Genomic DNA, 23459 nt, shown 5'->3' on the forward strand with positions numbered 1-23459 from the left:
TACCTGTTCCCTCCAACCCACACCAGATGAGCGACCTATGGACCAACGGATCTTGTCCTCCACTAGTCCTTACCCTAAGGTAAGGAATATCACGATGGAGATTTTAACTATGGCAACCGCCACACTCACCTCAAAAGGGCAAATCACCATTCCCGTTCAGGTCAGGACTGCCCTGGGCCTGGAAACCGGGGACCGGGTTGAATTTGTCGAAATGCAAGACGGCACGTTTTCCATGATCGCCGCGAGCAAAACCGTTCACGACCTTAAAGGGCTGATCCGCAAGCCTGCGCAGGCTGTCTCCATTGAGGACATGAACCGCGCCATCGCAGCACAGGGAGCGAAGGCTGGATGATCGGTCTGGATACCAATGTGCTGGTGCGCTATGTCACCCAGGATGATCCCGTGCAATCCCCCAAAGCCAACGAGCTGATCGAATCGCTCAGCACTTTTTCACCCGGCTTTGTCAGCCTGGTATCCGTGGTGGAGCTGGTCTGGGTTTTACAAAGCTGCTACCAGTCGGCCAAGAGCGAGGTGGTGACGGTGCTGGAAACACTGTTGCGCACCCGTGAATTGACCATCGAGCATGCGGAGGTTATCTGGCAGGCGCTTCGGCGATTCTCTGCCAATAAAGCCGACTTCGCCGACTGCCTGATAGAGCGCTGCGCCCACGCAGCCGGGTGCGAATACACCGCGACCTTCGATCTCAACGCGGTCAAGTCGGCGGGGATGCAGCGACTGACGTGAGCCACCGCGTTGCGGCAACGGGCAAGCTTTGATAAAAACCGCATTTACCTTTGATCGAGAGAAAGACTCACGTGCGCACGCTTCTTCTCGTAGCCCTGGCCATGACGCCGACCCTCACCCTGGCCGAGGCCATCACTTGGCCCGACCTGCCGCAAACCTGCTTCGTCAGCGGCCGCTCCGCCACCAGTACGGATGTCGACACGGGTTGCGCGGCGTTTCTGATCAATGTGAAAGGGCAGGCGGCGGGCACGCCGATCAAGCTGGATATTCCCCAGTACGCAATGCACGTCGACGAAACCAGCGGCAAAGAAACACCGGTGATCATCATCCAGGCGGAAGAGAACGGCGAGATCAAGGCCGTGGGTTATCGGGAGCTGGGCACCGATCAGCTCGGTGCCGCGTTGTTACGCGAGGTTCGGCTGCTGGGTACCCAAAAGCCGATCTAGCCAAGGTTCAACGAACCCAACCACCCGCCTGCCAGTGGTAACCATCACTGTGCTGCACCCAGTGCGGGTGCACATAGCGATAGCCCTCGCGCACCGGCTCCCAATGGCCATGTACCGCGACGTAGCGCCCGCCTTCCCAACGCCAGTAACCACGTGACCAGACATAGCCATACCGCACGGGCGGCTCGACTTCGATCACCTGCACCGGCGGCGGTTGCGGCGCGACGACTTCCACATACTCACGTTGCACCGGCCTGCGCTCATGCACGACGCGCTCTTGCACACATCCGGATGCCGCGACGACCATGGCCGCCAATGCTGCATAACGTAGCAACATACAAAGACCCTCGGGCGCTGACGCCCAACACTTGCAACTGTAAAAATCCCCCCTTGTTTCAGCCATGCTCCTGCTTGGCCTGGGTAAGTTTTAACAGGTGATGTCTGTCAGCTTGCTGAACCCTCCGCCCTCAAGAAGCGCACGCGACGGTCGGTCGCTTCAGGCGCACCAGCAGCAGCCCCGCGACCACCACGGCAACGCCGGCATAGGTGGATGGGTGAATCACGTCGCCAAACATCAGTGCGGCCCACGCAAGGGTCACCGGCGGCTCCAGGTAAACCAGTGCTGCCACGCGAGTGGCGGTCATCACCCGCAGCAGCATCCACAGGCTCAGGTAGGCGATAAACGTGGAGAACACCGTCAGCCAGACAATCGAGATCAGCACATCCGGGTCACTCGGAATGCTCAGGGTATCGGTGTAGAGCACAGCCCCGGTAAACCCGATCAAGGTCAGCACCGACTGGATAAACAGCGGCAACACCAGGCCCACATCCTGGTGCTGCACGGTGCGGCGCTCGTACAAGGTTGCCAGTGTCAGCCCAAGCGCAGCGGCCAGGGGCAACAGGTACATCACCAGGCCAACACCTTGGCTGCCGCTGCCGTACTGCCCGGCGATCACCATCGACACACCGGCAAAGCTGATCGTCAGCCCCAGCCACTGCCAGCCGCCACTGCGCTCGGCAGCGTTTCCCGTGGACAACGCCGCAGTCATCAAGGGCTGCAGCGCCGCGATAATTGCCGCGATGCCGGGCGGCAAGCCATTCTGGATCGCGACATAGAGGCAACTCAGGTACAGGAACTGCGACAGAAAGCCGATCACGGCGTAATGGCGAATCAGGGCCCATGAAACCTTCAGCAAGCTCAGATTCAAAAATAGCCCCAGGCACACCGAGACCAACAGGAAGCGCCAGAACAGCAGGTTGAACGCCCCACCCCCTTGAGTCCCGAGTTTGGCGCCGATATAGCCGGAGCTCCACGACAGGACGAATGCAGCTTGCAACAGCAGCCGCCCCAGGGTTGATCGCTTCATGCAGCCTCCCGCCGTTGTACGTTGACGGTCAGGCTAAGGGCCGCGCATGATTCTGTATATTTGAATAAGCTGTATCACAAGTCCGAAAAAGTGGAATCATGGCCAAACAACTGAATATCGAATTGTTGCGTACCTTCCACGCCGTGGCGCGCTTTCGTCGGTTCAACGAGGCTGCCGAACACGTGCACCGCAGCGCGTCCACCGTGACCACGCAAATCCAGAAGCTGGAAGACCAGGTCGGCCAACGCCTGTTCAGCCGCAGCAACCAGGGCGTGGAGCTGACGCTGTATGGCAACAAGTTGCTGGGCGAAACCACCGAATTCCTCAAAAGCCACGACCGCCTGCTGATCTCACTGATGCCCCAGCGCATGCAGGGCAAGATCCGCCTGGGCGTGCCGGACACCTATGCCGCCGCCTTCATGCAGGAATGTCTGCCGCAGTTGATCGCCGACAACCCGCTGCTGGAACTGGAAGTCGAAGCGCGCACCAGCGGTGAGCTGCTGAATTTGTTTATGGCAAATCGGCTGGACCTGGCGATCACCGTTACCGCACAGCCCTTGGCACAAGGCGAGCGCCTGGGGCCTGTGCAGCCGCTGTGGGTCGCGGCCGAGCACTTCAGTTGCGCAGCCAATGGCGCACTGCCCATCACCGTGCCGGTCGCTGGGTGCCCGTATCGCGCAGCCGCGCTGCAGACCCTGAAAGACCACGGGATTTATCACCGGATATTGCTCGAAAGCCCCAACTCTACAGCGGTCGAGGCGTGTATCCGCAGCGGAGTGGCGGTGGGGTTGATCGAGGAAAGCCGCATGGGCGAAGGGCTGACACAAACTATTGCAGGTTTTGCGTTACCGCCGCTGCCGGTTCACCACCTGTACCTGCTGTGCGATACCAGCAATGCGCTGGCCTTGCACTTGTACGAGCAAGTCAAACACGGGTTCCATATTTGAGCGCTCACGCCGGGCCAAAACGCCCCAGCACCGCTTCGACAAAGCGCCGCAGCTTGGCGGTGCGCTGCCGGTTCGCCGTGTAGACGAGGTGCATCTGCCGGCTCGGCGAATCAAAACCCGGCAGCACCCGCACCAGCTCGCCCTTGGCCAGCGCCGTGCGCAGAAAGTCTTCGGGGCCCAGGACGATGCCAAAACCGTCCAGTGCGGCCGACATCAAGGCGCGGCTTTCGTTGATCTGCAAACGGCTGGCCACCTGCACCTTATGTGGCGTCGCCCCTTCGAAAAGCACCCATTCACGGTCCGCCGGGCGCGACCAGAAGGCGTAGCCCAGGCATTCGTGGTGCTCAAGGTCGGCCGGCGTCTGCGGCGTACCGCGTGCCGCCAGGTATGCCGGCGCGGCGCAGACCACCAGGCGATAAGGCGCCAGCGGCCGGGCGGTGAGGCCACTGGCTGCGAGGGGGCCGATACGAAAGGCCGCTTCATAGCCCTCCTCCACCAGGTCGACGAAACGATCGGTCAGGTGCAGGTCGATTTCCACCTCCGGGTTGTCCCGCAGAAACCCGGTAATCAACGGCATCAGGCTGTAGGAGCCGAACGTCACCGGGGCGGTGATTTTCAATTTGCCACGCGGGGGTGTCGTTCATGATCTGCGCGAGCGAGTCGGCCGCCTCGGCCTCCGTCAGTATGTGCTTGCAACGCTCGTAGTACGCATTACCCAACTCCGTCAGGCTTTGCCTGCGCGTGGTGCGGTTGAGCAAACGTGCGCCCAGGCGCTGCTCCAACGCGCTGACATGTTTGGCGACCATTTGCGCCGACATGTTCAAGCGCTCGGCGGCACGGGCATAGGAGCCCAACTCAGCCGCCATCACAAAGGCACTCATGCTGGATAAACGGTCCATGATTCTCTACTCCCAGTAACAACACCCACGCAAGAACACTTATTTATCGCCAATTGGTTGCCAATCATCATAGCGGCTTCCCCATCCAACAGGAGCAAGGCCATGAAGATTGGTGTGATAGGCGCAGGCTTTATCGGGCGTGCCGTGGCGCAACTGGCGCTGGCCGCCGGGCACGAGGTGATGTTAAGCAACTCCCGCGGGCCGCAGACCATGAGCAGCGTGGTAAGCGGCATTCTCGGGGTCAAGGTGGGCAGCGCAGCAGACGCAGCCAAGTTTGGCGATGTGGTGCTGGTGGCTATCCCCCTGGCACATTACCGCAGCGTGCCCGCGCAATGGCTTGAGGGTAAGACGGTGATGGACGCCAACAATTACTACCCCGAGCGCGATGGGCATATCCCGGCGCTGGACCGCTTTGAAACCACCACCAGCCGGCTGCTTGCCGAACATTTGCCGCACGCGCACGTGGTGAAAGTGTTCAACGCGATCTTCGCGCCCGATCTGACCGAGGATGCCCGCCCCCACGGCGCAGCGGATCGCCGGGCACTGCCGGTGGCGGCGGATGACGCAGCGGCGAAGGCGCAGGTGATCACATTGCTCGACGAACTGGGCTTCGATGCCGTGGATGCGGGTGGGCTGGATGAAAGTTGGCGGTTTGAACGGGCCAAGCCCGCCTATTGCGTCGCGCTGGACCAGGCCGGCTTGAAGGCCGCGCTGGCAGCGGCCGAGCGCACGGTTGAACTGCCTCCCGTCTCGCGAACCCAACGCCGCGCATAAACACCCCGGCATAAAAAAGCCCGCTGACCGTTACCGGTTCAGCGGGCTTTTTACGGAGGTTACTTACAGCGCCAGATCAGACGCCGGCTTGCTCGGCTCAGCCGCAGGCTTGGCAGCCTCGGTAGCCTTTGGAGCAACGCCCTGTGGAATCACGGGCGGTGTCGGCAGCTGAAGGATGTTGGCGGTGTAGGCCCATTCCTTGGCAACAGCCTCAGGGTTGTCGTTCAGCTTGGTGCCGTAGCTCGGTACGATCTGATGCAGTTTTGCCTGCCACTCAGGGGTCGCAACCTTGTCCTTGAACACTTTCTGCAGCACGGTCAGCATGATCGGAGCCGCGGTGGACGCGCCTGGCGATGCACCCAACAGGCCTGCAATGGTGTTGTCGGCGGAGCTGACCACTTCGGTACCGAGTTTCAGGACGCCGCCCTGCTCTTCGTCACGCTTGATGATCTGCACGCGCTGACCGGCTTGCCACAGGCGCCAGTCGGATTGCTTGGCGTTCGGGAAGTACTCTTGCAGCGCCTTGAAGCGGTCGTCGTCCGACAGCATCAGTTGACCGGCGAGGTACTCGACCAGTGGGTATTCACGAATACCGACTTTGGTCATTGGCCAGATGTTGTGGGTGGTGGTGCTGGTCAGCAGGTCCAGGTACGAGCCCTCTTTCAGGAACTTGGTCGAGAAGGTTGCGAATGGGCCAAACAGGATTACGCGCTTGCCATCCAGCACGCGGGTGTCCAGGTGCGGAACCGACATCGGGGGTGCGCCAACCGAAGCCTTACCGTAGGCCTTGGCCAGGTGCTGTTCGGCCACCGTTGGGTTATCGGTCACCAGGAACGAGCCGCCTACCGGGAAGCCAGCGTATTCCTTGGCTTCAGGAATGCCCGACTTCTGCAGCAGGTGCAGAGCACCGCCGCCGGCGCCGATGAACACGAACTTGGCGTCGGTTTCAGTCTTGGTGCCGTCTTTCAGGTTTTTGTAGCTCACACGCCACGAACCGTCGGCGTTCTTGGTGATGTCCTGCACTTCGCTCGACAGTTTCAGGTCGAACTTAGGGGTGGTTTGCAGGTGCGCGACGAACTGACGGGTGATCTCGCCGAAGTTCATGTCGGTACCCAGCGGGCTCCAGGTGGCCGCGATTTTCTGGTTCGGGTCACGCCCTTCCATCATCAGCGGGACCCACTTGGCGATCTGCGCCGGGTCTTCGGAGTACTGCATGCCAGCGAACAGCGGGCTGGCCTTCAGGGCTTCGTAGCGTTTTTTGAGGAACTTGATGTTGTCATCACCCCACACGAAGCTCATGTGCGGCGTGGAGTTGATGAACGAACGTGGGTTCTTCAGGACGCCCTGCTGCACCTGCCAGGACCAGAACTGACGGGAGATCTGGAACGCTTCGTTGATTTCGACCGCTTTCGGGATCTCAACGTTGCCGTTCTTGTCTTCCGGGGTGTAGTTCAGCTCAGCCAGGGCCGAGTGACCGGTACCGGCGTTGTTCCAGCCGTTGGAGCTTTCTTCGGCCACGCCATCCAGGCGCTCGACCATCTCCATCGACCAATCCGGCTGCAGCTCGTTGAGCCATACACCCAGGGTTGCACTCATGATGCCGCCGCCGATCAGCAGCACATCGACTTTCTTTGCCTCTTCCGCGTGAACGGACGTGATCCCCAGCGACAAAGCCAGCCCCAGCAGGGCAGTGTTTACTTTTTTAAACATCAGTAGCACCTATGATAAAACGCCGTCCGCCCCACCGCCCCAGATCATCGGCACCCCTCAATCACGTTGCGCCAGGCAACGCACCGTGGGGTGTGCAGATTTATCCGAGGGCCGCAGGGTGGGCACACAAGGCCGACGTAACGACCTCACTTTTATGTCCCTTCTGCGCTGACTTCTTATCATTATTGGCTTCAGCTACCTGGGCGACAGCCAATCGCGGGGACGTATACGGGTGTACGTGCCGTAGAGAGACTAGACCAAGATGGCGCGCAGAATATCACGCCCGGCGTCGGATATGGACTCACCCGTCGCCGGGCCATCAGTTCGCCATTTTTAAGATCTGTCTCATGTGCCTCTAAATCGCAGGATTGCACTATGGATTGGCTTACCCAACGGGTAGCAGACAACCTTCCATCTCTCAAAAGAGGCATTGCAATGCTGAACAAACTGAGCCAACTCACCCTTGCTTGCGGCGCTTGCTGGCTGCTGGCTGGCACTGCACAGGCTGCGGACGGGCAGATCGAATTCACCGGCTCCGTCACCGACAACGCGTGCACCATCACCACCGGCGACGTGAACAAATCCGTGACCCTGGACGCGGTGCGCATCGCCGACTTCGCGCCTACCGTAGGTTCCACCGCCAAGCCCAAGGCGTTCTCCATCAGCCTGGACAACTGCAGCACCGCGACCCGCAAGAACGCTGCGATTACCTTCAGTGGTCAGCAGGACGCCACCGATTCGACCCTGCTGGGCCTGACCGGGGAAAACCAGGTGCGCGGCATCGCGATCCAGATCGCCGACTCGCGTACCGGCAACAAGCTGCCACTGAACACGCCAACGGCCGATTACGACCTGCGTGCACAGTCCAACACCTTTGACTTCACCGCCGCCTACGTGCGCACCGTGGCCGACGTGACCACCGGCGAAGGCGAAACGGCCGAGACCACGTCCGGTATCGGCACCGGTCAGGTGCACGCACTGGCCAGCTTCGACGTTACCTACAAGTAATTGCTCGTCAACACCGTGGGCCTGGCGCGCGTGCGCCAGCCCACGGGCTTGCAAAGGTCCCTCATCATGCGTTTGAAACTGTATTTTCTGCTCGCCCTGCTGCCACTCTGGCATAGCGCGGCAGCCCACGCCGCCGTCACCGTCGGCGCCACGCGGCTGATCTACGACGGCGCTTCCAACGAAGCCAACCTGACCGTGAGCAATCGCGAAGACACCTCGCCCTACCTGGTGCAGTCCTGGGTCAGCCGCTTCGGCGGCGGTAATGACGAAAGCGTCGATAACTTTATCGTCACGCCGCCGCTGTTCCGCCTTGATGCCAACAAGGAAAACATCCTGCGCATCATCTTTACCGGCGGTCCCGAGGTGCCACAGGACCGCGAAAGCCTGTTCCTGATGAACGTCAAGGCGATCCCGGCCATGAGCGATGAGCAAAAAGGCAAGAACGTGTTGCAGATCGCCCTCAAGACCACCATCAAGCTGTTCTACCGCCCGGCCGGCCTGAACAGCTCGCTCAAGGACGCGGTGGCGCAGGTGAACTGGAAGACGCAGGCCGGTGCATTGACGTTCAACAACCCCTCCAAGCTCCACGTGGTGGTCAGCGAACTGAAGCTCAACGGCCTGCCGATCACCCAGGCACCGGATGTGCTGCGCCCCTTTGAGCAGCGCGAACTGCCGATCCAGGCCAAGGCGGGCGATCAAGTGTCGCTCAGCTACATCGACGACTACGGCAGCACCGTGGACGCCCCCGTTATCCGCATTCACTGATAAACGCGCACGCCCCCTCCAGGAACGCCCATGCCCCGTTCACGCCCATTCATGCGCCGTCGCGCCGTGAAGGCCCTCGGCTGCCCGCTTGCAGCGGCCTTGGCCTTGTACATGGCCCCCGCACAGGCCGGTTACGAGTTCGATGCGTCGTTCCTCGAGATCGGCGGCGGGCAGAGTTCGGCCGCGGTGAAACAACAGGTCAGCGCCATGAGCGGCGGCCAGTTACCCGGGATTTATCGCGTGGATGTAGTGCTCAATCAACGTTCGGTCGAGCAGCGTGATGTGCGCTTTATTCGCGCCACCGGCGCGCAGGACAGCTCGTCCACCGGCCTGTTTCCCTGCCTGGACGCCGAGTTTTTCCGCGCCCAGGGCGTGGCCGATAGCGCCCTGCAAAACCGTAACGACGCCGACGCCACATGTATTGGCTTCGACCAAGGGCTGGCCGGCGTGAGTTACGACTACGACTTCAACCGCCAGATACTCTCGATTGAAATCCCCCAGGCTTACCTGGGCAGCATCCCGTTTGAAGTACGCCGCCGGCAGTGGAGCAACGGCGAGCAAGTGGCGTTCACCAATTACAGCTTCACCGGCAGTACGGCGGAGTCGGACACCGGCCGCCGCCAGAACCAGTTCGGCAGCCTGCGCAGCGGCCTCAACGCCGGGGCCTGGCGCCTGCGTAACTTCTCGACGTGGCAGAAAGGCACCGGCGACAGCGGGCGCTGGGAGTCGCTGGAAACCTACGCCCAGCGCGACATGGGCAACCTGATGGCGATCGCCACGCTCGGCGACGCCACCACCGAAGGCGACCTGTTCGACGCCATCCCCTATCGCGGGCTGGGCATCGCCTCGGACCTGGACATGCTGCCCGACCAGGCCCGCCAGTTTGCGCCGGTGATTCGCGGCATCGCCAATGGCCGCTCGCGGGTGATCATCCGCCAGCGTGGCTACGTGATCCATGAGCAATGGGTGCCCTCGGGGCCGTTCGCCTTGACCGACCTGTACCCCACCGCCAGCAACGGCGACATTGAAGTCACCGTAGAAGGCCCGGACGGCCAGCGCCAGGTCTACACCCAGTCGTTTTCGTCGGTGCCTTACATGCTGCGCGAAGGCCAGCAAAGTTATTCGGTATTCGCCGGCCAGTACCGCCCGGCGCAATCGGCCTTTGCCCAGCAAACCCCACGCTTCATCCAGGCGTCCCTGCGCCGGGGCTTGAGCGGCGGCACCACGTTGTTCGGTGGCAGCCTGCTCAGTGATCAATACAACGCCGGCCTGCTGGGCTTTGCCCATGATTTTGCCGGTTTCGGTGCGATTTCGGTGGACGTGACCCACGCCCGCAGCGACGCCATGGGCCATGACAAAACCAGCGCCAGCGGCCAATCGTTTCGCTTTCGCTACTCCAAATCCCTGGCGGCCACCGACACCAATTTCAGCCTGATCGGCTACCGCTACTCCACCGGCGGCTACTACTCGTTCAATGAGGCGCTCAACAGTCGCAGCAACGATATGGGCCTGGACACCTATCGCAATGGCCATATGAAGAGCAACTTCACCGCCAACGTGTCCCAGCAATTGGGCGGCTACGGCGGGGTGTACGCCAACGTGTCGAAAACCGCCTACTGGGACAAGAGCAAGGCCGACACTTCGATCCAACTGGGCTACAGCGCCAGCGTCGGGGAGATTTCCTACTCCCTCGGGCTGGCCCTGAACAAAGGCGCCAACAGCGAAGATCGCAGCCTGTCCCTGAGCGTCAGCATGCCGTTGGGCAGCACGCGCAACCAGCGAGTCACGGCCAACATGAACCAGAGCGCGCGCAGTTCGGCGTCACGCACTGCGACCCTCAGCGGCAACGCGCTGCAAGACAACACCCTGGCCTACAGCGCAGGCGTGTCGCAGCAAGTCAACGGCGCTCAACGCCAGGCCGGCGGCACCTTCGCCGCGCAGTACGACGCACCCGGCGCGATTGTGCGCGGCGCCTACAACGAGTCCGCCGGCAACCGCCAACTGGACCTGGGCATGGAAGGCTCGGTGGTGGCGTACGACAGCAACCTGATTTTCAGCCAACCACTGGGTGAAACCAACGTGATCATTGCGACGCCCGGCGCCGCTGATGTGGCGATCACCAACAAGCGCGGGGTGCGCACCAACGCCAATGGCTACACGGTGATGCCGTCCGCCCTGCCTTACCGCAAGAACCGCGTGTCACTGGACACCCAATCGATGTCCGCCGACGTCGACATCGCCGAGCCGGTGCAAGAGGTCACGCCCAATCGCGGCGCCTTTGTACTGGCCGACTTCGACACCCGACGCGGCAAACGCATTCTGTTTCGCATCCGCGATACACAGGGCGAAGCAGCGCCGTTTGCGGCCCGTGCAGAACTGTTCGCAGCGGACGGCCGTTCGCTGGGCAACACCTTGGTGGCGGACAAAGGCCGCGCCTTCCTGACCGGCGTGCCGCCCCAGGCGCGCTTGCTGATCAGCGTGGACGGGCAGCCATGGTGCAGCCGCGAATTGAACCTGAACGACGACGGGCCTGCCGAGGGCGGGATTACGCAACTGAACATTCAATGCGAGCGTGCGGCCGGTGGGTCGGGCGCCAAGGATTCGTGAGCATGAACATGAACATACCCCGCCGGCTGACGCTGGCGCTGTTGGCCGGCTTACTGTGTGGGCTGTCGTTTCAGGCGCAGGCGCTGATCGGCGGCAACGTCGATTGCGGAACGCCCGGCTACCCGACCTTCGGCTACCGTTTCCAGCCGGGGGAAGCGATCAACGTCGAGTACAGCGCTACGTGCACGATTCGCCGTGCCTTCCCCTATGCCGCCGGCGTGAACACCAGCGTCACCTACGGAAGCGGCTACAACCACGCCGCGCTGCAATTTGTGGACCCCTCCAGCTGGACCTATGTGCCGCTGCTCGACATCGGCCAGTTCAGTGGTGTCTGCCTGGGTGGCACGTGCCAACGCTTACCCATCAATACCGTGGTGCGCTACCGCTACAACCTGGTGGGCACCGCGCCCCGCACCACCGGCACGCGCAATGTGCAGGTGCGAATTGGGGTGACCTCCCTTAACTACTTGGCGTGGGCCGAGTGGTTCCTGGATATGCCGTTTGTGTACACCGTCTACACCCCGGCATGCACGCTGAGTTCCCCCAGCGCGGTCAACCTGCGCTTCGGCACCATCAGCAATGCCGACGTCAGCAGCCAGGTGCAATCGACCTCGGTCTCGGTAACCTGCGCCGCCGCCGTGCAAGCCACTGCCACCCTGGTGCCGAGCCAGGCAGTGGTCAGCGCCACCACCGGCGTGTCGCGCACCACACTGGCCGGCCTGAACATGCAGGCAATCTGGACCGACTCCTACAACCCGGTGAACTTCACCAGCCCACGCAACCTGCAACTGAAGACCGGCAGCAACGCTATAAACCTGAGTTTCAAACCGCAACTGGTGGCCGGGCAGTCGCCCACCGGCGCCTTCCAGAGCCAATACACCCTCACCATCAATTACCGCTGAGGCCATCGCCATGAAATCTTCGTTGTTCGCCCTGGCGCTGCTCAGCGCCACCGCCCAGGCCGCCGACACGGTGAACATCACCGTCAGCGGCACCCTCACCCGCCCGCCGTGTGTGCTCAGCAGCAACACCACCCTCACCGCCGCATTCGGCAATGTGCGTACCGACCAGGTGGCCACGACCGAAACCGTGCCGGTGCCGGTGCGCATGACCTGCCCAGCAGGGTCATCGCTGAATGTGAGCTTCACCGCCAACAACGGCACGCACACCGCCACCGTCGCCAAGACCACGGCAGACAACCTCGGCGTGTCGTTGCTGTGGGCAGACAACACCGCGGCGAACCTCAACGGCACCACCAAGAGCTACACGAACCTCAGCGGTGCCGTGGATATCAGCCTCAAGGCGCAACTGGTGGCACGCGGCACGCTGGCGCCGGGAGCATTCAGTTCGTCCATGGTCATGACCATCAATTACCTATGAAAGCGCTCGCCTGGATGCTGCTGGCGGTGGCCGGCACCGCCTTTGCGCAATCGGCGGAGCACGCGCAGATCGACGTCACCGGCAAGCTGATCGCACCGCCGTGCACGGCGCGTTTTCCCAGTACGCAACAGGTGGACCTGGGCCAGGTCAACCTTAACCAACTGGTCGACGACAGCGCCGCCGCCACCGATGTGCCGCTGGTCTTCGATTGCCAGGCCGATAGCCGCGTGAGCCTGACGCTTTCGGCGGGGCTGGGCAGCGCCGATAACCAGACCCTGCTCACTAATCGTGCAGGCCTGGGTTTGCGTTTGGGGCTCTTGAATAAAAGCGCCAAGGCCGACTTCAGCCTGGGCGAAACCGGCACCTGGCCAGTGGCGGACGGGCCGCTGGAACTCACCCTGCGGGTCAAGCCCGTGTCGGTGGGCGAACTGCCCGAAGCGGGCAGCTACAGCGCAATGCTGTTGATGCAGATGACCTACCGCTGAGCCACCTACTGGAATTGCCGGGCCTCGATGCAATAGGTCAGCAACGCCTGGTCACTGTCCACATCGAGCTTGCGCATGGCCGAGATTTTCTGCGCGCTGACGGTCTTGTTGCTGCGGCTCAATTGCCGCGCAATATCGCTGACGCTCATGCCCGTCACAAATAAACGCAGCACTTCCATCTCACGCGGCGACAGGCTCTGGAACCGCTCCTGCACCTGGTACGGGTTACCGACCACCGAAGTCGCCGCCGGCTCCGGCGCCTGGTAACTGCGCTGGGCACTGATGGCGCCCAGGGCTTTTTCGATTTCGCCATGCAGATGGTTTTTCTGGATCACCCCGGCCACGCCCAGTTCCTGCAAACGGGTGAGGATCAGGTTGTTGGAAATCATGGTCAGCACCAGCACCTGGGTGTCGGGGAAGTGGCGCAGGATGTACTCGATCAGCTTCAGGCCATCGCCATAGGTGTCGTCACCGGGCATGTTGAAATCAGTGATCAGGACCTGCGGCCGATGGCTGCGCAACAACTCGATGAGCTGGCTGGAACTGACGGCCTCGCCCACCAGGCGATAGCGTGAATCGCGCTGCACGATCTCGCGCACGCCCACCAAGACGATCGGGTGGTCATCGGCGATAACAACGTTCATGTCTCGCATTATTTATCTTCCTTGTAGTGAGCCGTTGACTCTGCCAGCAAGCACTGCGCGACCGCCGTCAGCCTCGCGCACAACACCCGGATCTGGGCAGTGCCGTGACTATCCAGGGGGCCGTCATACAGCGTGTTTTCCCATGCCTGACACGCGCTGGACAAGGCTGTGGCCCGCACGCTGGCCAGCGCACCGTTAAGGCTGTGCAGGCGTTGGCGAACCCGCTCTGCATCGCCGGCGACCAGGCCCTGCTCGATGTGTTGCACGTCGACCAGCAACGTGTCGCCCATCAATTGGCGCATGGCCGGTGACAATGCAATCCAGCCTTCGCGGTCGCGGTCCACCTGCGGCACCGCCAGGGCGGTGGCGCGACGACAGTGCGCCATCAGGGCCTGGCGCAGCATGCCCATGCTCAGCGGCTTGACCACCCACGCGTTCATGCCCACCGCCAGGCAGCGCTCGCCCTCTTCGCGCAGCGCGTTGGCAGTAACGCCGATAATCGGCACCTGCACGCCTTGTTCACGCAAGGCGCGGGCCAGGTCGTAGCCGTTGAGGCGCGGCATGTTGATGTCGGTGATCACCAGGTCAAAGGGCTGCGAGCCCCAGATCTGCAGCGCGTGCTCGCCGTCCCGCGCCACCGTGGCCTGGGCGCCGAGGGCTTCGAGTTGTTCCTGCAGCACGGCCTGGCTGACCGGGTTGTCTTCGGCCACCAGCACGCGCACGTTCAGGCAGGGCGCGTCCAGGCACGGCTCGGCCAGCACCGGGCCGGCTGCGGACAAGGCGTCGCTGAGGATCGGCAAGGTGATAAACAGCGAAAAACTGCTGCCCAGCCCCGGCTCACTGACCACGCGCATGTGCCCGCCCATCAACTCGCTCAAACGTGAGCAGATCGACAGGCCCAGGCCCGCTCCACTGCCGTCCTGGCCGCCGGCCACTTGATAAAACGGTTTGAACAACTGGTCCAGGGCCTTCTCCGGAATGCCCACGCCGGTATCGGTGACCTGCCATTGCAGGGCAACCTCCCCCTCAAGCAGTTCCTGCACGGTCAAGCGCAAACGCACGCGCCCCGACTCGGTGAACTTGATCGCATTGCCCAACAGGTTATGCAGGATCTGGCGGATCCGCACCGCGTCGCCCTGCAGTTGCTGCGGCACTTGCGGGTCGATTTCCGCGTCAATCTGCAAGCCTTTGTTACGCGCCGTGGCGGTAAAGCCGAGCACCGATTCCTCCACCAGTTGCCGCGGATTGAACGGCGCCGCTTCCACGGCCATTTGCCCGGACTCGATCTTCGACACGTCCAGTACGTTGCTGATCAGCTGGAACAGCACGGTGGAGGAGCCCTGGATAATCTCCAGGTACTGGCGCTGGCGCTCGCTCAGGTCGGTCAGGGCCATCAGTTCCAGGTTGCCCAGCACCCCATACAGCGGCGTGCGGATCTCGTGGCTCATGGTGGCCAGGAATACGGTCTTGGCCTCGTTGGCGGCGGTGGCTTCCTGGCGGGCCTGGTTCAGCAACAGGGTCTCATCCACATGCCGGGTGATGTCGTTGCAGCCACACAGAAACACGTCTTCGCCTTCGTACCGCGCCGCCACCACCACAACCTGCAGATAGCGGCCCTGCACCGCCAGGCACATCTCGCCGGGGGTGTCCGGGCCATCGTTGGCCTTGAGCACTTCCACCAGCGACGCCGTGCCGCCCAGGTGCAGGGCGCGCTGGTTTTCCAGGAGCAATTGGCGGTCGCTGCGCCGCACCACGCACAGACCCGCCGGGGCGTTCTGCAACATGATGCGGTTGAAGGCTTCGCTCTCGAACAAGCGCTCCTGGGCGCGCTGGGCCGGGCTTACGATGCGGGTCTTGTACCAATGGTTGATCCACCAGCCCAGCAGCAGCGCCGCAATAAAGGTCAGGCCCAGGCCCAGCAGCGGCCATTTGGCGTAGCGCAGGAAATCCTGGTAGCTGATCGCATACAAACCGGTCCAGCGCTCACCGCTTTCGCTGACCATCTTGAAGCGCAGGCCCTGGCGGTTGAAACTCAAGCCCAGCGGCGCCATGTGCTCGTCGCCAAGGCTACCCAGCAACACCTCGCCCTCGGGCGAGATCAGGGTGAACTGGTTGTACACCGAGAGTTGCAGCACCCGCTCGAATTCATCCACTTGGGACGTATCCACCACGGCCGCCAGGGTCAGCAGGCCCTGGGGCTGACTGGCCGGCAGTACGGCAGCGGGCGCATCGAGGCCGATCATCGCGACCACGTTGCGGCTGTTCTGATACAGGCGCAATGGGGCGCGCATCCAGCGCACACGCGTGTCGGTCAACAAGGTCTGCTGGCTTTGCTGCAATTGCTGCAAGCGGCTCACCACCTCGCGGTACTGCTCGCGCAATAACGGCTGGTGCTGGCGCAAGCCGCCGATGCCGGGCACCGCCAGGCTGGCGACATTATTGGGGGTCAGCACAAACAGTTGCGGCGAGGCGTAAAACGAGCTGGCCCAATAGCCGCCGTAGTAGTCAGTGAGTTGCACGCCGAACGCCAGCGCACGGCGTGTGTCATCCGCCGAAAACCTCGCGTCATGGGCCAACGTGAACGGCAACGACAAGGCAAAACCCTTGGCCTGCAATACCACCTGGCCGGCATCGCGCTGCAGCTCCACCACCGAGGTGGACTGCACCGCCGGCAGCGGCGGCGCATTGCTGCGGCTGTAACCCACGGCCACGTTGCGCAGAAACGCCTCATGTTCATGGATGATTTCCACGACACGGGCAAAGTGAAACTGGACCTTTTCCTGCTCGGCATCGAGCAGCCGCGACACCGCCCAGTAGCAACTGCTGGACAGCAACAAGGCGAGCCCCGTGAGCAGCAACAGGGCTTTGTTCAGGCGCTGTGAACTTTGCGCCAGTTTGTCCAGGCGCAGGCTTGCATGTTTCATCGTCAGTACCGCGAAAGCCTGAATCAGGATGTGGGGCCTATGCTTGATCCCGGCATTGGCCAATAACGCCCGGCGAACCGGGCGACCCTTCCTTCGGGCTTCTTGACTGTGTGACCCTGGCCGCTCAGATAAGTGCTGGCGCAGGGCCATCTTCTATCAGCAACGCACTGAACTTGTCTGCTGCCACCCCCTGTGAGATCAGGAAGCCTTGCACCTGGTCGCAGCGGATACGCCGCAGTACCGCCAACTCGGCCTGGGTCTCGGCACCTTCGGCAATGGTGGTCAGCCCCAGCTTGCGGCCCAGCTCGACGATGCTTTGCAAGGCCGAGGCCAGGCTCTCGTTCTCGGCACAGCCATGCACCAGCGAGCGGTCGATCTTCACTTCGTTGAACGGCGTGGAGACCAGGTTGAAGTAGGAACTGAAACCCTTGCCGAAATCATCCTGCGCCAGTCCGAAGCCCATCATGCGCAGGCGGCATGCTCCAGCGTAGTAGTTGCTGGGCAACTGTGTGGTGGAGCTTTCCATCAGCTCAAAGGTGATCTGCCGGGGCTCGGCATCGCCCTGCTGCACCTGGGCCAGCAGGCGGTCGACCAGGTCGCTCTGGTCAAGCAGATGGGTGGGCAGGTTGATCGACACCGGCAGCCGGTAACCCAGCTGCGCCCACTGGGCCTGGGCGGTCAGGGTCTGGGCGAGGATGCAGGTCAACAGGTGTATTTCCAAACCCAGGCGCTCGATTTCACCAAGGAACTCACCGGGCATCAACAGCCCTTCCACCGGATGCACCCAGCGGGCCAGCGCTTCGGCGCCGACGATGCGCCCGTCACGCAAGGATTTCTTGGGCTGGAACCAGGCCTGGATTTCACCGTTGGCCAAGGCGCGCACAAGGTTGTCCCGCACCAGCTTGATACCGCGATGACAGCAAGGTGCACGGGCCTGCTCGGCGAGTTTGTCGAGGCAGCCGCGCAGGGTCCGCACTTGCGGCTCGCACACCGGCTTGGAAATCAGCCCGGCCACGGTCAAGCCCAGGTTGCCCGCCACTTGCCCGGCGCCTACCAGCATGCGCCGCGAGGCCACGCTCATCAGCGCCAGGGCCGGCGGTGCGGGCAGGCGTGCCAGTTGCTGGATCAGTTGCACACCGTCCATCCCCGGCATCATCAGGTCGCTGAGCAACAGGTCGTAGCGCTGGCGGGCCAGGCGCTGCAACGCGCTCGCGCCGTCCCAGACCACCTCGACCTCAAAGCCGCCGATGGCCTGAAATACGTTGATCAGGTACTCATGCTGAAAGGGATGATCTTCCACAATGAGCACGCGATAGCCACTCAAAGCACGCTCCTCTGGTAGCGCTGCAGGCACTGATAGAGGGCCCGCAAGGTGAAGGGCTTGACCAGGCAGTGATCCATGCCGGCGCTGAGGCAACGCTCCGCTTCGTCGAGCATGGCGTTGGCCGTGGCGCCGATGATCGGCAGCGAGCAGCCTTGGCGGCGCAAGTGCTCGGTGAGTTCGTAGCCGTTCATGCGCGGCATGTTGACGTCGGTGAGGATCATGTCGAACGAGGTTTCGCCCCACAGCGACAGCGCCTCGATGCCATCGGCGGCCAGCACCACGGTGCAGCCGAGTTCCTCGAGTTGGTCGCGCAGGATCAACTGGTTGATCAGGTTGTCTTCGGCCACCAGCAGGCGCAGGTTCAGGTTGAGCGAGGCCGGTGCCTCACTGGGCGTGGGCGACAGGTGTTCCTCGATGCCCTGGGCACGGCTGACCGCACGATTAAGGGCGTGCAGGTTGTTCAAGCCGATCTGCCAGCACGCGCCGGGGCCCGGGTACGCGGCATGCTCATCGGCCGCCGCCATGACCCGCGGCCCCGACCAACGCAGCCGCTGGCTGAGTTCGGCCGGGCCGGGATAAAGTTCCACCAGCACCGCGCCGGGGTCCGCCTCGACCGACTCGGGCACCCCCAATTGCGCCCGTGCGCCCCAGCGCCGCAGCCAGCCACCGATGCTTTCCGCCAGCTCACGCACCGGCGACACCACATACACGCGCTCGCCCAACAGCGGCAGGGCCCAAGGCTCGCCGTCGTGTTCGCTGACCTGCTCCAGCGGCAAGGTGAAGGTAAAACTGCTGCCCAGGCCCGGCTCGCTGACCACCCGCAGCGTACCGTTCATCAAGTGCACCAGGCGCTTGCAGATCGACAGCCCGAGCCCGGTGCCCGCCACCACATTGGCATTGCCGCTGGCCTGGAAGAACGGTTCAAACAGGTACTGCTGGTCGTGCGCGGCAATGCCCTTGCCGGTGTCGACGACTTGCCATTGCAGCATGGCGCGTTCGCCCTCGCGGCTTTCCAGGCGCAAGCGCAAGACGATCCGCCCACTCTCGGTGAACTTCAGCGCATTGTTGAGCAGGTTGTTGAGGATCTGGCGGATACGCGTGACATCGCCGCGCACCCGATCGGGCAACTGCGGGTCGAGGCAGGTAAACAGCTGCAAGCCCTTGCTCTGCGCGGCGCCGGCGTAGCCCTGGAGCACCTCTTGTACCAACTCCAGCGGGGAAAATACCGTGAGTTCGAGGGACAGTTGCCCGGCCTCGATCTTCGACACATCCAGCACATCGCAGATCAGTTGCAGCAAGTTGGCCGACGAGCCTTCGATGGCATTCAGGTAGCCGCGCTGCTGGCTGTTGAGGTCGGTGCGGGCGAGCAATTCCAGGGTGCCGAGCACGCCGTACAGCGGCGTGCGGATTTCATGGCTCATGGTCGCCAGGAACAGCGTCTTGGCCTCATTGGCCGCGTCCGCCAGGGTGCGCGCCTGCTCCAGAGCGAGTTCCACCTGCTTGCGCTCACTGATGTCGCTGAAGGCGCAAATCAACACCTCTTCCCGCTGATAACGCGTAGGCGCAAAGCTCAGGAACAGGTGCCGACCATCGGCCGTTTGCAGCTCATCGGTGCTGCTTTGTTCGGCGTCGTGGAAGGCACGGCGAATCCAGTCGTGGCACAGTTGCTCGCGCTCCTGCCCGTTGCCCAGCCATTGGCGGGACAAGGGATTCTCCAGCACCACGCCGCCGTCGCTGCGCCGCAGCACGCACAGCGCCACCGGCGCGATACGAATCACCGCACTGCTGAACGCCTCGCTTTCCACCAGCGCCTCGATGCGATTGGCCGCCGGGATAATCAGGCGCTGATCGATGCGGCGTACCAGCCGCACCATCAACACGCTCGCCAGCGCACACAGCAGCAGGCACACCAGCAACGGCAGTGCCAGGCTCGGCAGCAGCGAGCGCAACTCCAGGCTGTAGACAATCTGCCAATGGGAGTAACCCAGGTGTTTGCGGATGGCCAGGCGGTCGGGCAACCAGCGGCTGCCCTCCCAGCCGAAACTGGCCGTGGAATGGTACTGACGCAGCACCTGCGCCGCCGTCGGTTGATGCGGCGCACTGCTGAAAATCAGCTGGCCGGCGCCATCGAGCAGCATGAAGTCGCCGGCCTTTTCATGCTGCAGGGCGTTGATCAGGTCCGGCCCGTCAACCTCCAGGCCGAGCCAGCCCGAGGTCGGGCTGCGTTCATCCAGGCGGGTGAAGATGTACAGCGGCGAATCCAGGCGGCTTTGTTCGGTGAGCCACAACTCATCGCTGACCGACACCTTGCCGGTGTCCACCGCCATCAACCGTTGCAACACCGTTTGCGGCACCTCACCCGGCGCAACGCCCACCGTAAACAGGCGCTCCACCGCAGGCGCTGCACGCTGGGCCACGTAGATCAGGTTGACCTGGTTAACCTGCAGGTAATCGAGCATGCGTCGGGTCAGCCACAGGCTCCAGATATTGCCCGCCTCGCCCAGGGTGATATGCACTTCTTCGGCCGGCACTTCATTGAGGTTGCCCACCGGCGCCGTCATATGCCGCACCGTCGACAGGCCGAGGCTTTTCAGCAGCGTCTGGCGGCTGACGAAAAAACTCTGCGCATCGGAGACCGCCTCATTCATATAGCTGCGCCGCAACGAAATTTCTTCGCTGAACGCGGCGCGCAGGTAGCTGTAGGCGCCTGCATACACACCCAGCACCAGCGCCAGGGCAAACAGGCGCAGCAGCTTGCGGGCAGCCTTGGGCGTGGAGAAGGACGAGTCGAGCGGTTGCAGGAAATGTTTGAGTTTCATCGCTGCAAGCGTAAGGGGCTCAAGGGAGCCGGAGAATAAGACGGATCTCAAAGGGCCGTTGAACTCTGTGGGAAAAGGCTGTTCTAGACACATTCGCCGCCGGCTGCGTAGCATCGGCGGCTGTCCTTTGTGCAATCCATCCAAACAGGCGATCCATGTCTATCCACCAAACACCCGGGCACGTGCTGCCCGCGCGCAGCGCTGCGAAAATGGAAGCTGCCATGGCCGTGGGCGCTTTCGCTATCGGCACCGGCGAGTTCGCCATCATGGGCCTGATGCCGGACATCGCCCACAACCTCAACCTCAGCGAACCCCAAGTGGGCCACGCCATCAGTGCCTACGCGCTGGGCGTGATGGTCGGCGCGCCGCTGTTGGCGATCCTCGGCGCCAAACTGCTGCGCAAACATATGTTGCTGCTGTTAATGGGGCTGTATGCCCTGGGCAACCTGGCCACCGCGTTCACCCCAACCTTCGGTTCATTGGTGGCTTTCCGCTTTATCAGCGGCCTGCCCCATGGCGCCTACTTCGGGATTGCCGCCGTGGTGGCGTCGAGCATGGTGGCGAACGACAAACGCGCCGGCGCGGTAGCCCGCGTGATGATGGGGCTAACGCTGGCGATGCTGCTGGGTAACCCGATTGCCACCTCCCTCGGGCAGTACCTGGGCTGGCGCTCGGCGTTTGCACTGGTCAGCGTGATCGCCCTGTGCACTATCGCGCTGGTGTGGCGCTACGTCCCCGACCGCCGCGATGAACCGCGCAGCGACCCGCGCAAGGAACTGCGCGCCTTCACCAAACCCCAGGTGTGGATGGCGCTGGCCATCGGCGCCATCGGGTTTGCCGGGATGTTCTGCGTGTTCAGCTACCTGGCCCCGACCATGCTGGAAGTGACCAAGGTGTCGCCGCAATGGATCCCGTTCGGGCTGGCGGCGTTTGGCGTGGGCGGGATCATCGGCAACATTGCCGGCGGCAAGCTGTTTGATCGCCTGCAATTTCGGGCGGTGGGCTTGATCCTGGTGTGGTCGATGGCAGTCCTGGTGTTCTTCCCCTTCGCCGCCGGGTCACTCTGGGGCGTGCTGCTGGGCATTGGCCTGGTCGGCACCATGGTGTCGTTGGCCGCTCCGCTGCAAATCCGCCTGATGGACATCGCCCACGAAGCACCCAGCCTCGCGGCAGCCTCCAACCACGCCGCCTTCAACCTGGCTAACGCGCTGGGCCCATGGTTTGGCGGGATGGCGATTACGGCAGGGCTGGGCTGGACCAGCACCGGGTACATCGGCGCGGCCACGGCCTTGGTCGGCCTAGGGGTTTACCTGATAGCACGACGGATGCAGGGCGGGCATTAAATGACAGGGGCAGGGAAGCCTGCCCCACCCCTCGAAAAAGCTCACAAAAATCCACAGCCATCAACCTTAAAAAGCCGCCAACTCCGCTTTCTGACAGAAATTTCATTTTCGTACAGGTTAGGTTCAGGTTGGATCCAATGCACTCAACATGTAACATGTCTGTAGTATTTTTCTGATAATACAAGGACGTGTTTTGAGCTTTCCTGACAGCAGCGTGCTGCAAAGTTTTCCGGCGACACTGAGCCATCGCAACGCTACGGTTTACACCACGCACGGCACCGACGCGAGTGCCCAGCAGGCGATTCAGGACCTGATCGACACGCGCCTTGAGCTAAAAGACCGCGTCAGCGCCCCCTGAAAGGGATGGAGAACGACCTGTTCGCCAAATCCCAACCCCTCGACAGCCTCAGGCCCAAATTAAGAGTTACGTTCGGCCGCGCAAAACGCGACGGCACGTTCGACTGGCCGGTCGAAGAAGTCATCAACACCCTCGGCGCCCAGAAGCGTGGCGCCCCAGTGGCCGGCTTGTACGGGTTCGGCTATAGAAAGTCGGCGCTTGGCCTGATCCAGGAATTCTTCATCTTCACCGAAATGCTCGACGGCTACGTCAGCGGCCTGGACTGGCTCAACCAAACGCGTGACATTCACGGCTTGATCAATGTGTCGTTCAAACTGCTGCGCTCCCTGCACGGCAAGGGCGTGGTACACATGGATTTCTGGGCCAACAACGTGATGATCGACCCCAAGCGGCCAACAGCCGCCAAGGCCATCGACCTGGAAAACTGCTTCCTCACCCCTTCGGACTACCTGACCGAGGTGCTGGCGTTTCAATTCGGCTTCTACTACCGACGCGAGATTTTCCGGTTCGTGATCGAGAAAGAGTACGACCATCTGGTGATGGAAGAACTGGCCCACTATGAAGGCATCGACCGCGAGCGTTTTGCCGAGATGTACGCGGCCAGCAAGCATGAAAACATCAGCCGCCGGGCACGGCGGGAGATTTTTCATAAGGGCACAGTGGTTACGGGCTAACCCCGCGCTGTGGCGAGGGAGCTTGCTCCCGTTGGGCTGCGCAGCAGCCCCTCCCCCTTCAAGCCCGCTCAACCTTCTTCCCGAACAACCAATGCCATCAAATTGACATTGCAGCTTCAGAATTGTCAGCTAGCCTTCGCCCAGGACATTTGAAGCCCCAGCCCCGCTGCGGCTCCTTCATGGAAGAACTACATGGCCAGCCCCTCTCACCGCCAGTAAACCCCTTCCCCGCCCGCCCCCC

At 62.5% G+C, this 23459-nt stretch carries 21 protein-coding genes and 1 pseudogene; 14 read left to right on the plus strand and 8 right to left on the minus strand.

Annotation, left to right across the window (positions count from 1 at the left end; translation table 11 throughout):
- Window positions 1–94 precede the first annotated feature (94 nt).
- From LRS56_17695 to LRS56_17705, 3 genes are all read left to right on the plus strand, one after another.
- Window positions 95–352: an AbrB/MazE/SpoVT family DNA-binding domain-containing protein gene (locus LRS56_17695; protein WDU60704.1), complete on the plus strand. Its 258-nt coding sequence runs from the start codon at window positions 95–97 to the stop codon at window positions 350–352.
- Window positions 349–744: a type II toxin-antitoxin system VapC family toxin gene (locus LRS56_17700; protein ID WDU60705.1), complete on the plus strand. Its 396-nt coding sequence runs from the start codon at window positions 349–351 to the stop codon at window positions 742–744. Before LRS56_17695 ends, LRS56_17700 begins: the two co-directional genes overlap by 4 nt.
- 71 nt (window positions 745–815) lie before the next feature.
- Window positions 816–1190, plus strand: coding sequence for a hypothetical protein (locus LRS56_17705; GenBank protein WDU60706.1), 375 nt, complete (start codon window positions 816–818; stop codon window positions 1188–1190).
- A 7-nt stretch (window positions 1191–1197) separates the two neighbouring features.
- On the opposite strand, the gene LRS56_17710 is transcribed toward LRS56_17705, so the two are convergent.
- Complete coding sequence (locus LRS56_17710; GenBank protein WDU60707.1) at window positions 1198–1527, minus strand: hypothetical protein; 330 nt, start codon at window positions 1525–1527, stop codon at window positions 1198–1200.
- Between the two features lie 130 nt (window positions 1528–1657).
- A complete protein-coding gene (locus LRS56_17715) occupies window positions 1658–2557 on the minus strand; it encodes a DMT family transporter (GenBank protein ID WDU60708.1) in 900 nt (299 codons plus the stop codon).
- A gap of 98 nt (window positions 2558–2655) precedes the next feature.
- On the opposite strand from LRS56_17715, the gene LRS56_17720 reads away from it, so the two are divergent.
- Window positions 2656–3504, plus strand: coding sequence for a LysR family transcriptional regulator (locus LRS56_17720; protein WDU60709.1), 849 nt, complete (start codon window positions 2656–2658; stop codon window positions 3502–3504).
- Between the two features lie 4 nt (window positions 3505–3508).
- Here LRS56_17720 and LRS56_17725 read toward each other — a convergent pair.
- A pseudogene (locus LRS56_17725) lies at window positions 3509–4385 on the minus strand (LysR family transcriptional regulator).
- Between the two features lie 87 nt (window positions 4386–4472).
- On the opposite strand from LRS56_17725, the gene LRS56_17730 reads away from it, so the two are divergent.
- The gene (locus LRS56_17730; GenBank protein WDU65769.1) at window positions 4473–5177 is read left to right on the plus strand and encodes an NAD(P)-binding domain-containing protein; all 705 of its coding nucleotides are present in this window, start codon (window positions 4473–4475) and stop codon (window positions 5175–5177) included.
- A gap of 63 nt (window positions 5178–5240) precedes the next feature.
- On the opposite strand, the gene mqo is transcribed toward LRS56_17730, so the two are convergent.
- Window positions 5241–6887 (minus strand): malate dehydrogenase (quinone), encoded by a 1647-nt coding sequence (gene mqo, locus LRS56_17735; GenBank protein ID WDU60710.1) that lies wholly within the window; start codon window positions 6885–6887, stop codon window positions 5241–5243.
- Between the two features lie 435 nt (window positions 6888–7322).
- On the opposite strand from mqo, the gene LRS56_17740 reads away from it, so the two are divergent.
- From LRS56_17740 to LRS56_17765, 6 genes are all read left to right on the plus strand, one after another.
- Window positions 7323–7895, plus strand: coding sequence for a fimbrial protein (locus LRS56_17740; protein ID WDU60711.1), 573 nt, complete (start codon window positions 7323–7325; stop codon window positions 7893–7895).
- Between the two features lie 66 nt (window positions 7896–7961).
- Window positions 7962–8660, plus strand: a complete 699-nt coding sequence (locus tag LRS56_17745; GenBank protein ID WDU60712.1) for a molecular chaperone — start codon at window positions 7962–7964, stop codon at window positions 8658–8660.
- Window positions 8661–8690: 30 nt separating this feature from the next.
- Window positions 8691–11267, plus strand: coding sequence for a fimbrial biogenesis outer membrane usher protein (locus tag LRS56_17750; protein ID WDU60713.1), 2577 nt, complete (start codon window positions 8691–8693; stop codon window positions 11265–11267).
- Between the two features lie 2 nt (window positions 11268–11269).
- Window positions 11270–12169 carry a fimbrial protein gene (locus LRS56_17755; GenBank protein WDU60714.1) on the plus strand — a complete coding sequence of 300 codons (900 nt, stop codon included), beginning with the start codon at window positions 11270–11272 and terminating at the stop codon, window positions 12167–12169.
- Window positions 12170–12179: 10 nt separating this feature from the next.
- Window positions 12180–12647, plus strand: coding sequence for a type 1 fimbrial protein (locus LRS56_17760; protein ID WDU60715.1), 468 nt, complete (start codon window positions 12180–12182; stop codon window positions 12645–12647).
- A complete protein-coding gene (locus LRS56_17765; GenBank protein ID WDU60716.1) occupies window positions 12644–13132 on the plus strand; it encodes a fimbrial protein in 489 nt (162 codons plus the stop codon). The genes LRS56_17760 and LRS56_17765 overlap by 4 nt, the downstream gene beginning before the upstream one ends.
- Before the next feature lie 5 nt (window positions 13133–13137).
- On the opposite strand, the gene LRS56_17770 is transcribed toward LRS56_17765, so the two are convergent.
- The 4 genes from LRS56_17770 to LRS56_17785 all read right to left on the minus strand — a co-directional run bounded on the left by LRS56_17770 (window position 13138) and on the right by LRS56_17785 (window position 20843).
- Complete coding sequence (locus LRS56_17770; GenBank protein ID WDU60717.1) at window positions 13138–13785, minus strand: response regulator; 648 nt, start codon at window positions 13783–13785, stop codon at window positions 13138–13140.
- Window positions 13785–16700 (minus strand): ATP-binding protein, encoded by a 2916-nt coding sequence (locus LRS56_17775; GenBank protein ID WDU60718.1) that lies wholly within the window; start codon window positions 16698–16700, stop codon window positions 13785–13787. The genes LRS56_17770 and LRS56_17775 overlap by 1 nt, the downstream gene beginning before the upstream one ends.
- A 124-nt stretch (window positions 16701–16824) precedes the next feature.
- On the minus strand, window positions 16825–18024 hold the full coding sequence (locus tag LRS56_17780) for an EAL domain-containing response regulator (GenBank protein WDU60719.1): 1200 nt from the start codon (window positions 18022–18024) through the stop codon (window positions 16825–16827).
- Entirely contained in the window at window positions 18021–20843 is a 2823-nt protein-coding gene (locus LRS56_17785; GenBank protein WDU60720.1) for an ATP-binding protein, read from the minus strand. Before LRS56_17785 ends, LRS56_17780 begins: the two co-directional genes overlap by 4 nt.
- 155 nt (window positions 20844–20998) lie before the next feature.
- Here LRS56_17785 and LRS56_17790 point away from each other — a divergent pair, with 155 nt between their 5' ends.
- The 3 genes from LRS56_17790 (at window position 20999) to LRS56_17800 (ending at window position 23218) form a co-directional block, all read left to right on the plus strand.
- Window positions 20999–22186, plus strand: a complete 1188-nt coding sequence (locus tag LRS56_17790) for an MFS transporter (GenBank protein ID WDU60721.1) — start codon at window positions 20999–21001, stop codon at window positions 22184–22186.
- Window positions 22187–22379: 193 nt separating this feature from the next.
- Entirely contained in the window at window positions 22380–22544 is a 165-nt protein-coding gene (locus tag LRS56_17795; GenBank protein ID WDU60722.1) for a hypothetical protein, read from the plus strand.
- Window positions 22545–22549: 5 nt separating this feature from the next.
- Complete coding sequence (locus LRS56_17800) at window positions 22550–23218, plus strand: hypothetical protein (protein WDU60723.1); 669 nt, start codon at window positions 22550–22552, stop codon at window positions 23216–23218.
- Window positions 23219–23459: the final 241 nt, after the last annotated feature.

The sequence above is a fragment of the Pseudomonas poae genome (genome assembly GCA_028869255.1).
Lineage (GTDB): Bacteria > Pseudomonadota > Gammaproteobacteria > Pseudomonadales > Pseudomonadaceae > Aquipseudomonas > Aquipseudomonas poae_C.

Coding starts and splice junctions, on each gene's coding strand:
- LRS56_17745 (WDU60712.1), top strand. CDS start 7,962: ATGCGTTTGAAACTGTATTTTCTGCTCGCCCTGCTGCCACTCTGGCAT.
- LRS56_17775 (WDU60718.1), bottom strand. CDS start 16,700: ATGAAACATGCAAGCCTGCGCCTGGACAAACTGGCGCAAAGTTCACAG.
- LRS56_17765 (WDU60716.1), top strand. CDS start 12,644: ATGAAAGCGCTCGCCTGGATGCTGCTGGCGGTGGCCGGCACCGCCTTT.
- LRS56_17740 (WDU60711.1), top strand. CDS start 7,323: ATGCTGAACAAACTGAGCCAACTCACCCTTGCTTGCGGCGCTTGCTGG.
- mqo (WDU60710.1), bottom strand. CDS start 6,887: ATGTTTAAAAAAGTAAACACTGCCCTGCTGGGGCTGGCTTTGTCGCTG.
- LRS56_17720 (WDU60709.1), top strand. CDS start 2,656: ATGGCCAAACAACTGAATATCGAATTGTTGCGTACCTTCCACGCCGTG.
- LRS56_17790 (WDU60721.1), top strand. CDS start 20,999: ATGTCTATCCACCAAACACCCGGGCACGTGCTGCCCGCGCGCAGCGCT.
- LRS56_17695 (WDU60704.1), top strand. CDS start 95: ATGGAGATTTTAACTATGGCAACCGCCACACTCACCTCAAAAGGGCAA.
- LRS56_17700 (WDU60705.1), top strand. CDS start 349: ATGATCGGTCTGGATACCAATGTGCTGGTGCGCTATGTCACCCAGGAT.
- LRS56_17750 (WDU60713.1), top strand. CDS start 8,691: ATGCCCCGTTCACGCCCATTCATGCGCCGTCGCGCCGTGAAGGCCCTC.
- LRS56_17715 (WDU60708.1), bottom strand. CDS start 2,557: ATGAAGCGATCAACCCTGGGGCGGCTGCTGTTGCAAGCTGCATTCGTC.
- LRS56_17710 (WDU60707.1), bottom strand. CDS start 1,527: ATGTTGCTACGTTATGCAGCATTGGCGGCCATGGTCGTCGCGGCATCC.
- LRS56_17770 (WDU60717.1), bottom strand. CDS start 13,785: ATGCGAGACATGAACGTTGTTATCGCCGATGACCACCCGATCGTCTTG.
- LRS56_17785 (WDU60720.1), bottom strand. CDS start 20,843: ATGAAACTCAAACATTTCCTGCAACCGCTCGACTCGTCCTTCTCCACG.
- LRS56_17755 (WDU60714.1), top strand. CDS start 11,270: ATGAACATGAACATACCCCGCCGGCTGACGCTGGCGCTGTTGGCCGGC.
- LRS56_17760 (WDU60715.1), top strand. CDS start 12,180: ATGAAATCTTCGTTGTTCGCCCTGGCGCTGCTCAGCGCCACCGCCCAG.
- LRS56_17800 (WDU60723.1), top strand. CDS start 22,550: ATGGAGAACGACCTGTTCGCCAAATCCCAACCCCTCGACAGCCTCAGG.